The sequence below is a fragment of the Microcoleus sp. T3_B1 genome, assembly GCF_036700445.1.
GTDB lineage: Bacteria > Cyanobacteriota > Cyanobacteriia > Cyanobacteriales > Microcoleaceae > Microcoleus.
Genome location: NZ_JAUBOX010000011.1, coordinates 39,586 through 54,442 on the forward strand (window position 1 = coordinate 39,586; position 14,857 = coordinate 54,442).

General features: G+C 47.8%; 11 protein-coding genes and 1 riboswitch. Of the genes, 7 read left to right on the top strand and 4 right to left on the bottom strand.

What is annotated here, in order from left to right; all coding sequences use genetic code 11:
• The first annotated feature begins 64 nt into the window (after window positions 1–64).
• Entirely contained in the window at window positions 65–5,017 is a 4,953-nt protein-coding gene (locus tag QT990_RS08605; RefSeq protein WP_333139085.1) for a PAS domain-containing protein, read from the top strand.
• A gap of 383 nt (window positions 5,018–5,400) precedes the next feature.
• Here the strand turns inward: QT990_RS08605 and QT990_RS08610 are convergent, their stop codons facing one another.
• Entirely contained in the window at window positions 5,401–5,712 is a 312-nt protein-coding gene (locus QT990_RS08610) for a WGxxGxxG family protein (protein ID WP_333139083.1), read from the bottom strand.
• A gap of 322 nt (window positions 5,713–6,034) precedes the next feature.
• Between QT990_RS08610 and QT990_RS08615 the strand changes: the two genes are divergently transcribed.
• A complete protein-coding gene (locus QT990_RS08615) occupies window positions 6,035–6,679 on the top strand; it encodes a hypothetical protein (protein ID WP_333042577.1) in 645 nt (214 codons plus the stop codon).
• A gap of 20 nt (window positions 6,680–6,699) precedes the next feature.
• Complete coding sequence (locus tag QT990_RS08620) at window positions 6,700–7,446, top strand: pentapeptide repeat-containing protein (RefSeq protein ID WP_333139081.1); 747 nt, start codon at window positions 6,700–6,702, stop codon at window positions 7,444–7,446.
• Between the two features lie 179 nt (window positions 7,447–7,625).
• Here QT990_RS08620 and QT990_RS08625 read toward each other — a convergent pair whose 3' ends face one another.
• A complete protein-coding gene (locus tag QT990_RS08625) occupies window positions 7,626–8,153 on the bottom strand; it encodes a hypothetical protein (RefSeq protein WP_333139079.1) in 528 nt (175 codons plus the stop codon).
• A 669-nt stretch (window positions 8,154–8,822) separates the two neighbouring features.
• Here QT990_RS08625 and pyrE point away from each other — a divergent pair.
• The 4 genes from pyrE (at window position 8,823) to QT990_RS08645 (ending at window position 11,993) form a co-directional block, all read left to right on the top strand.
• Window positions 8,823–9,398 (top strand): orotate phosphoribosyltransferase, encoded by a 576-nt coding sequence (pyrE, locus tag QT990_RS08630; protein ID WP_333139077.1) that lies wholly within the window; start codon window positions 8,823–8,825, stop codon window positions 9,396–9,398.
• A 114-nt stretch (window positions 9,399–9,512) separates the two neighbouring features.
• Window positions 9,513–10,844, top strand: coding sequence for a DNA (cytosine-5-)-methyltransferase (gene dcm / locus QT990_RS08635; RefSeq protein ID WP_333139075.1), 1,332 nt, complete (start codon window positions 9,513–9,515; stop codon window positions 10,842–10,844).
• Between the two features lie 273 nt (window positions 10,845–11,117).
• Window positions 11,118–11,600 carry a hypothetical protein gene (locus QT990_RS08640; protein ID WP_333309184.1) on the top strand — a complete coding sequence of 161 codons (483 nt, stop codon included), beginning with the start codon at window positions 11,118–11,120 and terminating at the stop codon, window positions 11,598–11,600.
• Between the two features lie 276 nt (window positions 11,601–11,876).
• Window positions 11,877–11,993 carry a hypothetical protein gene (locus QT990_RS08645; protein ID WP_333410149.1) on the top strand — a complete coding sequence of 39 codons (117 nt, stop codon included), beginning with the start codon at window positions 11,877–11,879 and terminating at the stop codon, window positions 11,991–11,993.
• Between the two features lie 396 nt (window positions 11,994–12,389).
• Here the strand turns inward: QT990_RS08645 and thiC are convergent, their stop codons facing one another.
• Window positions 12,390–13,763 carry a phosphomethylpyrimidine synthase ThiC gene (gene thiC, locus QT990_RS08650; protein ID WP_333102218.1) on the bottom strand — a complete coding sequence of 458 codons (1,374 nt, stop codon included), beginning with the start codon at window positions 13,761–13,763 and terminating at the stop codon, window positions 12,390–12,392.
• A 7-nt stretch (window positions 13,764–13,770) separates the two neighbouring features.
• Window positions 13,771–13,867, bottom strand: a riboswitch (TPP riboswitch).
• 299 nt (window positions 13,868–14,166) lie between these two features.
• A complete protein-coding gene (locus tag QT990_RS08655) occupies window positions 14,167–14,856 on the bottom strand; it encodes a hypothetical protein (protein ID WP_333374455.1) in 690 nt (229 codons plus the stop codon).
• Window position 14,857 lies beyond the last annotated feature (1 nt).

A 14,857-nucleotide genomic window follows, 5' to 3' on the forward strand; every position in this document is an offset into this window, starting at 1 on the left:
TTAAGAGGGCGCTGATAATATACGCTCGCCAGCTCAGACCGAAAGACGTAGAGATGACTAATTGATGGAAGCTTGGCAAACCCCACAAACTAATTTAACCGACATTCCGATCGCCGATGAACTGTCGCGCCGCATCCCTCGATCCCACGATTGCAAAGCAGAAAACCGAGCGCTGCAAACGCTGGCCCGACAACTGGCAACCTCCCCCCGCACGCTGCTCAAAACACTGGTTGCGATCGCTCAAGATTTGTGCGACGCAGGAAGCGTCGGAGTCTGCTTGTTAGAAGAAAATGCCAGTTCAGAACAAATCTTTCGGTGGGAAGCCTTGGCGGGCGCGTGGGAAGCCGCAGAACACAGAAACACACCCCGCACATTGCGTTTGTCGGGAGTCGGTCTCGATCGCCAAACTCCCCAGCTTTACTTCGCTCCAGAAAAATACTTCACCGACTTACAGCAGCTAGAAAAGCCGATCGCCGAAGCGTTAGTTGTGCCGCTGCAAGCAGAAAATCAAACGCTGGGGGCAATATGGATTGTATCTCACGATTCCGATCGCCAATTCGATGCCGAAGACTTGCGGATTGCGATCGCCCTAGCAGACTTTGCCGTTGCCGCCCTACAAATCGATCGCGCCGATCGAACCAAAGAAGCTTTGCGAGAAAGCGAAGAACGCTGGCAGCTAGCCTGTGCCGGCAACAACGACGGCATTTGGGATCACAACCTGCAAACAAATTGCTCTGTAGTGAGCGATCGCTTTTTAGAGATTTTGGAACGTGGGCCCGAAGAAGTCAAAAACTTCAGCCAATTTTTGAGCTACATTCATCCCGATGATGTGGAGATAATGCAAAGCAATTGGCAGCAGCACTTGCATCGAGAAACCTCACATTACTGCTGCGAGTACCGCATCCGTTGTGGGGACGGGCGCTACAAATGGGTTTTAGCCAGAGGGCGAGCAATTTGGGACGAGTCAGGCAATCCCGTGCGGGCCGTGGGTTCCCTGACAGATATCAGCGATCGCAAACAAACTGAAATTGCCTTGAAACAAAGCGAAGAACGTTTGAGCGTCGCCATCGAAGGCTCAGGCATGGCAACCTGGGATTTTGACGTGCGAACACATCGAGTAATTTGGTCGGCGACCCATTTCAGCATTTTGGGCTGCGAACAGACACCGGGCGGCGAAGCAAGCGCGGATGTGTGGGAAAAGTGCGTGCATCCAGACGACTTAAAGCAAGTCATGCAAGCAGCCAAAACAGCTCGGCAAACGAGAACGCTCTACTCCCCCGAATACCGGATCATCCGGGCCGACACACGAGAAATCCGCTGGTTGAGAGCGTTCGGGCGCTATCTCTACGACGCGGCAGGCGAAGCAGTGCGGTTTATCGGAGTATTATTTGATGCTACCGATCGCAAAAAGGCCGAACTCGCTTTGGAAGAAAGCAACAACCGCTTTCAGTTAGCTACAAGAGCGATCGACGGCATGGTGTTTGAGTGGGATTTGGTAGCAAACTCAGTTTACCGTTCCGAGGGACTGTGCTCGATCGTCGGTGTCTGCCCAGAGGATGCACCCGCAACAGCAGAGTGGTGGAGAGAACGCATCCATCCCGTCGATTTGGCACGCATCCAAGCCGGGGGGCAATCAATCTTGAATATTCCCGATCGCTATGAAATCGAGTACCGAGTCCGGCACGAAGACGGGCGCTGGATCGATGTTTGGGAACGCGGCTGTTTGATCCGCAACCAGCAAGGTGAAGTGACCAAAGTTGTCGGCTTCACCAGCGACATTACCAAGCGCAAAAAAACAGAAGCAGCACTGCGCGATCGTGAAACCCACCTGCAGTTGATTCTCGACAGCGCCAAAGACTACGCCATTATCACCCTCGACATCGGCGGACACGTTACCAGTTGGAACGCAGGGGCCGAGAGAGTGCTGGGCTATTCCGAAGCTGAAATCGTCGGGCAGCACGGACGAATCATCTTCACCCCAGAAGACTCTGCAGCCAAAAAGCCGGAAGCAGAAATGCACATCGCCCTGACTCAGGGAAAGGCAGAAAACGAGCGCTGGCACGTCCGCAAAGACGGCAGTCGCTTTTGGGGCAGCGGGCTGGTGAGACCCCTGCGCGACGCAGCCGGCGAGGTGCAAGGTTTCCTGAAAATTATGCAGGACAAAACCGAGCGCCGGCAAATAGAAGAAGCACTGCGACACAGCGAAAATCTCTACCGCACCCTCGCCGATGGGGTTCCGGAATTAATGTGGATCAACACCGCCGACGGCAGGTTAGAGTTTGCCAACCAACACTGGAAAACCTATACGGGCATGAGCCCAGCACAATTGCCGCTGGCTGCACCGGTGCTGCAATTATTTCATCCTGATGATCTGCCAGCAGTTGTCGCCACGCGCACTCCTGCGATTGCAGCAGGGGAAGCCTACGAATTCGAGTGTCGGGTACGCAGGTTTGATGGTAATTATCGCTGGCATCTAGCGCGACTTGTTCCCGTCAAAGACAGGGGGGGAAAGGTGGTGCAATGGGCCGGGATAGGGATTGATATTGACGATCGCAAACGAGCAGAAGAAAGCTTAGCAGAAAGCGACCGCCGCTTTCGCTTCCTGGCTGAGTCGCTGCCCCACCTGATTTGGAACGTAAGTTCCGCCGGGGAAATTCGCTTTACCAATCAACAACAATGGTTGGAATATCTGGGAATGTCTTACGAGGAAGCCGTTCAAAGCAATTGGGAATCCCTAGTCCCGCCCTCGGATTTGGCAGAATCTTGGGCCCGCTGGCAAGAATGTCTAATCAGCGGAGAAGTTTATCAAGTTGAGCTGCGCCTCCGGCGGGCAGCAGACCAAATGGAACGCTGGCATTTGTCCCGCGCCGTGCCAATTCGCGACGCAGCGGGCCAGATTGTCGAGTGGATCGGCACGAATACTGATATTCACGATCGCAAACAAGCCCAACTCAACGAGCAGTTTCTCTCTGATCTCGAAGCCCGCTTGCGGCAGCGCTTCAACCCCGCAGAAATGTTGTGGGAAGCCATGAAAAGTCTGGGAGAATATTTAAAGGTCGATCGCTGCGTGTGGCACGAAATCGATGTAGAAGCCGATCGGGCAATTGTCCAGCAAGACTGGCACCAGTCCGACCTCGCCAGCACCGTCGGCACCTATCAAATCTCAGACTTTAAGACGCCAGAACTGAAAGCTCTCTCTATGGCAGGTCAAACCCTTGTCATCTCAGATATCGCTACTTACCCCCATACAGCGCATTTATTCGATAACTACGGTGCCGTGTCAATTCGCGCTTTGGTCGATGTTCCCTGCCTTCAGGAAGGGCGCTGGGTGGCTCTTTTGCTGGTGACATCAAGGGTGGTTCGGCACTGGCGGCCTGATGAAGTTTGGCTGATGCAAGAAGTGGTGGCTCGCCTCTGGACGGTGATCCTGCACGCGCGAGCCCTGCATGAGCTGCACGAAAGCGAGGCTCGGTTCCGCGCTCTAGCTGACAACATCGCTCAGTTGGCCTGGATGACAGATGCTGCAGGGGGGATTTTCTGGTATAACCAGCGCTGGTTTGACTACACCGGCACCACCCTAGAAGAAATGCGAGGCTGGGGCTGGCAAAAGGTACACCACCCACAACACCTCGATCGCGTTGTCGAAAAATTTAGGCGCAGCCTTGAAACAGGCGAACTCTGGGAAGATACTTTCCCGTTGCGCGGCAAAGACGGATCGTACCGCTGGTTTCTCTCCCGCGCCGTGCCGATTCGCGACGATCGAGGCAAGGTGATGCGCTGGTGTGGCACCAACACCGATATTACCGATCGAAAAGTTGCAGAAGCGGAACGGGAAGGCCTTCTAGCGCGGGAAAAGGCAGCGCGGGAAGAGGCAGAACAGGCTAACCGCGTCAAAGACGAATTTTTGGCGGTTTTGTCCCACGAATTGCGGACTCCCTTAAACCCGATTATGGGCTGGGCGAAGCTGCTTCAATCGAACATTTTGACACCGGAAAAGCAGCGTTATGCCTTAGAGACGATCGAGCGCAACGCCAAACTGCAAACCCAGCTTATCGAAGATTTGCTCGACGTGTCGGGGATTCTACAAGGCAAGGTCAGCTTGAATATTGCACCTGTGGATTTAGCCGGGGTCATCGGCGCTGCTATTGAAACGGTGCGTCTGGCGGCGGAAGTCAAGTCGATTCCAATCAGCACTCAATTTGCACCGAATCTCGGCCCGGTGTTGGGCGATGCGGGCAGACTTCAGCAGGTAGTCTGGAATTTGCTGTCAAATGCCGTCAAGTTCACCCCGCCGGGAGGCAAAATCGAAGTCGTTCTCGATCGGGTGGACACCTTGGCCCAAATTACTGTAACTGATACGGGAAAAGGTATCGAACCTGATTTTCTGCCCTATGTATTCGACTACTTCCGGCAAGCTGACAGCACTTCTACCCGCAAGTTTGGCGGATTGGGTTTAGGATTGGCGATCGTCCGCCATCTCGTCGAACTCCACGGCGGCACGGTGAAATCCGACAGTGCCGGCGAAGGACAAGGTGCAACCTTGACTGTCAGGATACCTCTGATGCCCGTGCAATCTCCGACAAGTCCTGTGGGAACTGCGTCGCCGGGCCAATCCTTCAATTTGAGCGGTATCAAGGTGTTAGCGGTGGATGATGATGCCGATGCGCGAGATTTAGTGGTTTTTCTGCTTGAGGATTGTGGGGCAAGTGTGACAGCAGTTGCTAACGCCGCCGATGCCTTGGCGTTTTTAACCCAGTCTGTGCCGGATTTGCTGTTGAGCGATATTGGAATGCCCGATACCGACGGTTATATGTTGATGCGACAGGTTCGGGCTCTGGCGCCTGACAAAGGGGGACTGGTTCCGGCGATCGCCCTCACGGCTTATGCTGGAGAAATTGACTATCAGCAGGCCCTGGCTGCGGGGTTCCAGCGACACATTTGTAAGCCTTTAGACCCCGACAAGTTGGTGCAGGCGATTGGGGAGGTACTCGATCGATCGGGCAAAAACATTATTTAAGCTCTTTTTGTGTCTGAAAAGTCTTTATTTAATGAACCGCGAAGGCGCTAAGAACTTGAAGGAAAAAAGGAAGAAGAAAGGAAGAATTTAATAATCTCAATTCGGTTAAATCTGAGATGTGGCACCATTGTCAGGAACAGGCAAGATGCCTGTTCCACAAAAAGTGAATTTTCTTGTGGAACAGGCCGGAAAGCCTGTTCATAAAAAGCTTATTGACAATAGTGCCATATCTCAGATTTAACCAATTTTATGGTCGTTCGATCGCGCATCATCTCCAATAAAAAAACCCCACAGATGGAGGTTTTTTGATTATTATTGGCTATCGTCGGACAGGGTAAAACATCCTGTCCCTGCAGGATGCCCACAGCACTAAGACTCGATTCTTAGCGGTAGTCAGTGCGGACTGCTGGGTCGCGATCGGCTGTTGTAGTGGTATAGCGGACATTTTCTTCACGTTTTTTGGGTATTAAACCTAACAAGCCAGATAAGCCGAGTAAGCCCAACCATCCCCAATCAAAATCGCGATCGCTTTCAGCATTGTAGACATCGGAGCGAGGAGTGGTGGTGGTTGTAGTGTTGTTAGTACCGCCAGTTGTATCTGTCTGAGCTGAAGCAGGCAGATGAGCTGGTGCTATGGCTAAACCAGCAGCTATAATACCTGCACCGATTGCTTTGGATAAATCAGAACGTTTCATAATTCAAATGCTCTCTGTTGGCTAAAATCTTTAACTATCACAACTATATCGATTGGCTTTTAAATTTAAATCCACCTCTAGCAGTAAACATTGTTAGGTTCTACGTATAACTAGAGATTGATATCAAATTTTTAGCGGGCGCACAAAATATAAGATTGCTCGCGGAGGCACTCCGGCACTAGAAATCGCGGGTCTGGCACCTCACTCGGTTATGAGGCACTCCGGCAGTCCCGACAATAGACAAGGTGTTGTTTACAAAAAAAGGTAAACTCAGATATTGCACAGATAAGTGTTGGAACTCGATCGACGGAGATAAAAACTTTTGGGTATAGAGCTACGCAGCTACGTATTTCTAGACAACTTGCAGCCGCAGCACGCAGCATACATCGGCACCATCGCCGCCGGATTCTTGCCGCTGCCGGGGGATGCGTCGCTGTGGATAGAAATCTCCCCCGGTATCGAAATTAACCGAATTACCGATGTCGCCCTCAAATCTGCCTCCGTGCGCCCAGGAGTGCAGATAGTCGAACGCTTGTACGGCCTTCTGGAAGTACACTCGGGCCAGCAGGGGGAAACGCGGGCCGCAGGCAAAGCAATTCTAGAATTCATGGGAGTCCGCAGAGAAGAAGGTATCAAACCGCGAGTGATTTCCAGTCAAATTATTCGCAACATTGACCCCCACCAAACACAATTAATCAACCGCACCCGCCGCGGACAGTTGCTGCTGGCGGGACAAACGCTTTACGTATTAGAAGTAGAACCGGCGGCCTATGCAGCGCTGGCGGCCAATGAAGCAGAAAAAGGCGCATCTATTAACATCTTAGAGGTTCAGGCTGTAGGCAGTTTCGGACGGCTGTACCTCGGCGGCGCAGAACGAGATATTATAGCAGGTTCCCAGGCAGCAATTGCGGCGGTGGAAAACGTGACGGGTCGAGAAAATCCAACAATTTTTGGTCGCAAGGAATAGCCGTTAAAGGAGATGCAATTATGGCAAATACACAGCATTTAGCGCTGTTAAAAAAAGGTGCAGTTACTTGGATTGAATGGAGAACTCTCAACCCAAATATAGAACCGGATCTCAGCGAAGCTAACCTCGCCGAAGCAAATCTCAGAGGTGCGTATCTTTGGCGGTCTAACCTTTTTAAGACCGATTTGTTTAAGGCTAAATTAATTGCGGCCAACCTCGCCGAATCCAACATCAGTTTAGCAAATCTTGCTGGAGCGCAACTGCTCGAAACTAATTTAATTAAAGCTAATTTAACGGGAACCAACCTCCAAGCGGCTGACTTCAGAGGATCTGATTTGAGCGGTGCTAATTTAATTGGGGCGGATATTAGCGGTGCAAATCTCCAACAAACCGATTTCGCAGATGCGAATTTAATCGGTGCGGTGATGTTTCGAGTTAATGCGATGGGCGCGAACCTCAACTGTGCTAATCTCAGTCAAGCTAATCTGACTCAAGCCGAATTGATTGAAGCACATTGCTATGCAGCTAATTTCTCTAAAGCTAACCTCGGAGAATCTCACTTCACTGGAGCATATCTTTTCCGGGCAAATCTCAGTTTTGCACAGTTGAGCGCGGCAGATTTCCGGTGGGCAAACCTTGGCAAAGCTGATTTGAGAGGGGCGAATTTGACCGGGGCAAATCTTAGGGGAGCGAACTTGGCGGGAGCGATTTTGGGGGAAGCTATTTTGAAAGGAACAATCATGCCTGACGGCAGCATTGTTCGATAAATATTGGATAATATTTAGTCCTGTAAAATAACCGCGATAGTTAAAAGAAAGCCAGTGGCGCGTTTACCGAAAGGATTGCCAAAACATGAATTTTTGGGGCGGGTTCAGACTTTCTCTCTAATACAAATCCGAGATGAGAGTAAACCCGCCTCGGCTCAAAACTCGCAACTGTCGATCGATTAATTTTTGCCAGGGGGCGATACTTGATAAAGTCCTCTAACGGGCCCTTGATCAGTCGGTGAACCTTCCTGCTGTGTTGGAAGTGTAAACTGATCTTGGAGTCCGGCGGGAGTGGGGAAACAGCCGCTCGGTTGAGGTGCTAGCTGGCAAGCTGGAGGCAGTGCCATGATTGAGGCATCGAAGGGATTGACGGCATCTGGGACGCGCAGAATCGGATCGCTGGAAACTTGCCGCTGCATTACTCGTCGGTAGAAGCCGTTGACGCGACTAGCATCCCGCTCAATTTCTTTTTCGGGAAAGGCAACGACGCCGCTGGGGGAACCGATGCCTAAATAGTCGCCCAAGTAACCTTGCAAGCTGACGTTGTGGTAAAAGTCTCCTGAAGCTTGAAAAAATTGTCGGTTGAAGTCGTCGGCAATTGGATGAAATCGCTCTGTTTGTGCTTGAGCTGGTTTGACGGATGCCATTGCAGCAGAGGCGACAGCGAGAATCAACGCGCCGCTCAGGCTTTTTAACTTTTGACTCATATATTTGGGCCTCCTTAATTAATTCCGATTCCACTTTGACACTCCCTGACCTAAAGGACAGGGATTCTTAATTCAGCGACTGACCTTAAAATGTTGCGTCCTTTCGGCAATACTCAAACTTTTCAACCGTGCAATTGCACCAATTGACCAGCTTAACTCACAACCACCCCAGAGGGTCTATCTCCAAAAGCGTACTAGGGTACGAACCTAGAGTTCGGGTGTGCCCCACCCTACTTGATTGAAACAAATTATTGATTTTCTGGTGGGTGAGAATGCGTTGATTCCCCAGCTCTGTTTTACAAGGTTTTCGCTACCCTTCTTTTTGCTTTTAAAAAGCTTTCAGGTTCGAGGGTGCCGACTAAAAGCCGCTTCACAACCGCCCACCTTGGGAATTACAACCATGTGTATTCTATCAAAAAGCCGTCAAGCGATTTTAGATTTTAGATTTTAGATTTTAGAATTGAAGCATTGACCCCACGGATAAATTCGGGGGCAAGTTTCATCGGAGACAGGTTTTTTATTTCACCGGTCCTGAGTTGGCGCGTTGGAATGAATCCGGGGGCTTTTATCCTGGATGCCTTCGGTCAAGCGAAAGACGGGATTTTCAACCCAATTTTTTGATAAACTGATTATCGGCGGATTATTTGTGTTTTTTATAGGGTGTGAGTTATGGATGCTGCGGATTTAAAGGTGTTGCGCGATCGACTTCTAGATTTGTTGTGCGAGTTTGCCTATCGCGAAGGCGATTTTGTGCTGTCTTCGGGGCAGAAAAGTTCTTATTACATTAACTGCAAACCGGTGACGCTGCACGCTGAAGGTGCTTTGGCAACGGGACGTTTGCTGTTGTCGATGTTGTCGTCGGAGGTGCAAGCTGTGGGCGGTTTGACTTTGGGTGCTGACCCGATTGTAACTGCTGTGAGTGTGGTTTCGGCTCTGGAAGGTCGATCGATTCCGGCGCTAATTGTCAGAAAGGAGACGAAGGGACACGGGACAATGGCGTACATTGAGGGGCCGCTGTTGCCAGAGGGGACGAATGTGGCGGTTTTGGAGGATGTGGTGACGACGGGTAAGTCGGCGATGCAGGCGGTGGAACGGTTGCGCGGTGCGGGTTATAAAGTCGATCGCGTGTTGTCGCTGATTGACAGGGAGCAAGGTGGTGCCCAGTTTTATCAATCTGTTGGATTGGACTTTGAAACAGTTTTTACGATTAACGATCTTAAGGAATGGATTAGTAGCAAGAAATAGCAGTTTGTGCGATTCCCTTCGTTACCAGGTAGAACTTGGTAACGCAGATATTTTCGCTCTGCCTCATGTTAACAATAGTGCAAGATATCAATCTTAACCAGCGAGAATAAGGCTATGAAAACCATCCGTTTTATTGACTTATTCTCAGGAATAGGCGGCATGAGATTAGCCTTTGAATCCGCCGCTCGTTCCTTGAATCTGGAAACAGAATGCGTATTAAGCAGCGAAATCAATTCCGACGCTCAATTAGTTTACCAGAAAAACTTTGCCGACACACCTTTAGGCGACATCCGATTAATTGACAAACTGCCTGAACATGAAATTTTACTAGCGGGATTTCCTTGTCAGTCTTTCTCCTATGCTGGCAAAAAAGAGGGCTTTGGAGATACCAGAGGCACCCTATTTTTTGAGATTGCAAGGTTAATTGATACCTTTAAACCTCAAGCATTTATTTTCGAGAACGTGCGGGGGCTTGTCAGCCACGACGGCGGCAGAACCCTCGAAACTATTAAGGGCGAAATCAAAAGCCGAGGTTACAGCTTCGATTATTTCTTGCTTAACAGCTCTAACTTTAGCTTACCTCAGAACCGTGTCCGAGTTTACCTAGTAGGAATTTTAAATGCTTCGCCCCAATTTGGCTTAATTTCTGACTTAGGCCCAAAAGATTCGCATTCCTCTAGTCATCAACAGCTATCGTTATTTTCCCCGTTAAGTCAACCTGTTACAGTTGCAGATATTTTGGAAGACAATCCAGATCCAAAATATGATTGTTCGCCAGAATTTGTTAATGCCTTGAAACAAATAGTTAACAATGATTTCAGTCGCTTGCACGGTAGGCGGCTAATTGACTATCGCGGTGGCAATTCGATTCATTCTTGGGAACTGGGTTTGCGAGGCGAGTGCAGTTTAGACGAAATTGAATTAATGAATCTTTTTATATTGAAAAGGCGCAATAAAGAATTTGGAGCTGACCAAGATGGCAAGCTATTAACTAAAGAGCAAATAGCTACTTTTTTTTCTCATCCCAATCTCGATGAAATGCTGGATTCCTTGGTAACAAAAAAGTACCTGCAACGGAACAACAATCAATACAAACCTGTATCCGGTAACTTTTCCTTTGAAGTCTATAAATTTCTCGATCTGCATAAAATTTCTGTAACAATTGTTGCCAGTGATGCTAATAGATTAGGAGTTTACTCTCATAACCGAGTCCGCAGGATTACTCCCCGCGAGGCGGCGCGGTTACAAGGTTTTTCCGATAGTTTTATTTTGCATCCTAATGATGATAAAGCTTATCATCAACTGGGTAATAGTGTAAGTATTAATGTAGTTAAAGCTGTTGCTCTAGAAGTTATTCAGAATGTTTTGTACTCTACCAAACAAAAAGTTAGCTCCTGGTTAATTGGGAAGGGTGATCCGAGTATTTCCGCCCACCCGATCAACTAGCTTTGCGCTACAGGTTCCTTAGCCAAAAACTTCTCAATTCCGTCAAAGCATCGGCATCAACCTTAGATCGGTATTTTATGGGGTGGCATTAGAAACTATGCCTGCTCTAATTTTATCAAAATCAGCTCAGGCACTTGCAGGACAAGGGAAAATAAAGTTTTCGGTGCTAAGCAAGCGCAAGCTTTCAGGTTCAGAATCTCTACCAATCGGCTGATTTTAGCAGAGGGAAATTATAACCTGAGCGAGATATTAACTAGAGAAGACTGTTTTAATATGTTAGATGACGCGCAAGGAGAAGCAGTAATGATTTTACCTGCATCTATTAAAAGGAAATGGAAACTACTGGCAACAGCCTTTATTTGTCCTCTGACACTAATTGGTGTTGGGATTCAGCAACAACCGCTTCAAGCACAACAAAATCCATCTAAGACTAATGTTGCTGCTTTGCCAGATGGTATTTACCTGTACGGAGATTCGCCACAGCCCAACCAAGTTCTTCAAAACTATATCGTGTTTCAACGTCAGAACGATCGCGTCGTTGGTGCAATCTACGCGCCGCGATCGGACTTTGCGTGCTTCACTGGTAAAATTGAGGGAAATACACTGTACGGGAAAACCATGTCAGGCGGACAAATTCAAACAGTTGAAGTCAATACTCAGCTAACAAATCTGCATTCTATTCGCACAATTAGCGCAAACGATCGCCGCATTCTTTCAACGTGTCAACAGACAGCGCGAGCTAACATATCCAGGTAAATCTTTTACCTAGCTCAAATGGTGCATGAGGCTGGCGGTGCGTTACACGGCGTTAACGCACCCTACGAATTGAAAATTTCTCGTTACCAGGCTCTACCTGGTAATGAATATCTAGAGGCTCTGCCTCCATATTTCTCGTTACCAGGCTCTGCCTGGTAATGAATATCTAGAGGCTCTGCCTCCCTTAAAAAATAGCACAAAATATGAGTTTTCACCACCGGCTTAATAGCCATGAAAAAAATCCGTTTTATTGACTTATTCTCAGGAAGAGGCGGCATGAGATTAGCGTTTGAAGCCGCCGCTAGTTCCTTGAATCGGGAAACGGAATGCCTCTTAAGCAGCGAAATCAATCCCGACGCTCAGTTAGTTTACCAGTACAGGGTAGGCCGCTAATTGACTATCGCGGTAGCAATTCTCTTCATTCTTGCAAACTGGGTTTGCGAGGCTAGTGCAGTTTAGACGAAATTGAGTTGATGAAGAGTTTTATATCGACAAGGCGAAATAAAGAATTTGGGCATGACTAAGATGGCAAACTATTAACTAAAGAGCAAATAGCTACTTTTTTTGCTCTTCCCAATCTCGATAAAATTCTGGATTCCTGGGTAACAAAAAAGTACCTGCAAGGGAACATCGCAATTCTCCTTTTCGGAAACTGCTTTTAATCTAACCTTAAGTAAGGTGCGCCATCAGCACCCTACTTTTGAGCGGGCAGGATGGCCGCCCCACAAGAAACGAAACAGCTTTAGGATTAAGTAAGGTGAGCAATGCCCACCCTACGAATTAATCCAATTAGCTTTGGGCTACAGGTTCCTTAGCCAAAAACTTCTCTAATTCCGTCAAAGCATCGGCATCAACCTTAGTCTGCATCGGACAGAACTTAGGCCCGCACATTGAACAGAATTCAGCAGTTTTGTAGATATCCGCCGGCAAAGTTTCGTCGTGATATTCCTTTGCCCGTTCTGGATCTAATGACAGCTCAAATTGACGGTTCCAATCGAAATTGTAACGCGCTTTCGAGAGTTCATCATCGCGATCGCGCGCACCCGGACGGCCCCGTGCAATATCTGCAGCGTGAGCCGCGATTTTGTAAGCAATCAGCCCGTTTCGGACATCCTCAGCATTCGGCAATCCTAAGTGTTCCTTCGGTGTCACGTAACACAGCATTGCAGTACCGTACCAACCAGCCATCGCCGCCCCAATTGCTGAGGTAATGTGGTCGTACCCAGGCGCAATATCTGTCACCAACGGCCCCAAAACATAGAAGGGTGCTTCCGAACATTCCTCCATTTGTTTCTTGACATTAAACTCAATTTGATCCATCGGCACGTGGCCGGGCCCTTCCACCATTACCTGCACATCATGTTCCCAAGCTTTGCGAGTTAATTGTCCCAAAGTTTTGAGTTCAGCTAATTGAGCATCATCCGACGCATCGTGAGTGCAACCGGGGCGCAAAGAATCTCCCAAACTAAACGAAACATCGTATTTTTTGAAGATTTCAATGATGTCGTTAAAGTGAGTGTAGAGGGGATTTTGTTTGTGGTGATGCAGCATCCACCGCGCCAAAATGCCGCCGCCGCGAGAGACAATCCCAGTCAACCGATTTTTTACCAACGGCAAATGCTCGATCAAAATTCCGGCGTGAATTGTTTGGTAATCAACGCCTTGTTGAGCGTGTTTGTCAATGATGTGAAGAAAGTCATTGGGCGTCAGACTTTCCATATTACCATGAACGCTTTCTAAAGCTTGGTAAATTGGTACAGTACCGATCGGCACTGGTGAAGCTTTGATAATCGTAGTGCGAATTTCATCCAAATTACCGCCACCGGTGGACAAGTCCATCACGGTATCAGCGCCGTATTTCACTGCTAATTTAAGCTTGTCAACTTCTTCTTCCATATTGGAAGAGTTGGGAGATGCACCGATATTAGCATTGACTTTGCATTTAGACGCAATGCCGATCGCCATCGGTTCCAAATTCGGGTGATTGATATTAGCGGGAATAATCATCCGTCCCCGCGCTACTTCCGCGCGGATAAGTTCGGGCGGGAGATTCTCTCGCTTAGCAACAAAGTGCATTTCCTCAGTAATTACACCTTGACGGGCGTAGTGCATTTGAGATACATTGCTCTGGCCCTGACGCTTAGCGATCCATTCGGTACGCATATTTAATTTCCTTGATAAACAGCTTCCCTCCGCTGGTATTACCCAGACTCAGGTTCTAAGGGTGTTTTCTCAGCCCGGATATTCGGGCACCCCTAGCTAAGCTGTTGATTGTATCACCGATTTCTGTACCAGATCAAAGCAATTAAGGAAATCTTAATATAAACAATGGGGTGAGGAGATCGAAAGTGCGAGATCCCTTTTGGGGTTTCTGATATTTCTGCTGTTTAAAAAGTACACGCCAGCGAAGCTATCCCGAAGGGAATCGCACCCCATTTAACAACCTAAAAATAATCACACCTCATCAGGATTAATCCCCATTTCGCGCAATTTTGCTGCTAGGCGAATCGTGTTATATTTTGCGCGAATCTCTGATTTTTTCCCCTTGCTGTCGTCGCTAATTAGTCTAAAAGCTACTTAAAACCTTTATAATTTTCAATATTTTTTCTCGGATTTCAGAAATTTGAGGTAGTAATTCTTGGGAGTCTTCTGGAGAGTTAGCAAGTTTTTTAGAGAGTTGAGCGTTGTATTTTCTAATTTTAGAGTTGAGAAGTTTCAGAGGCTGAATATATTTTTTTGTATTAAAATATAGTTTTACCAATTTAATTGAATTCACTTCTTGCGTTTCAGCAATAAGATTAACTAGAGATTCTAGTTTAATGAGATTTAATACTAATAAGGGAGAATCGACTTTCTCTTGAATTCTTGTTGTATTTGTGTTCAATATCTTAAGGTTCTCCCAGCACTCTAGTAAAAGAGAGTTTGCTAAAATCTTATCTCTTTTTATTGAGTCGGATTTTTCTTTTCCCCGGGCAATCACTACACCTAGAAGAAAAGTAAATATTGATAAAACTTGTTTAAACGCTCCGGTTAGTTCATACTCAGGCAGCGCAAGACGAGTCAATATAAACGGAGATATTAACACTATTAATGAAGGTAATATTATCGGTTTTTTATTAAAAAAATCGCTCGATTTTGATAAATAATTATTATACTGTTTGCTAAATCCAATGGATAATCCTGTATGAATAAACCATAAAACAGCTATGCTTGTACCCAAGATAGCAGGCGAATAATTAGGAGTTGTTTCAGGCATA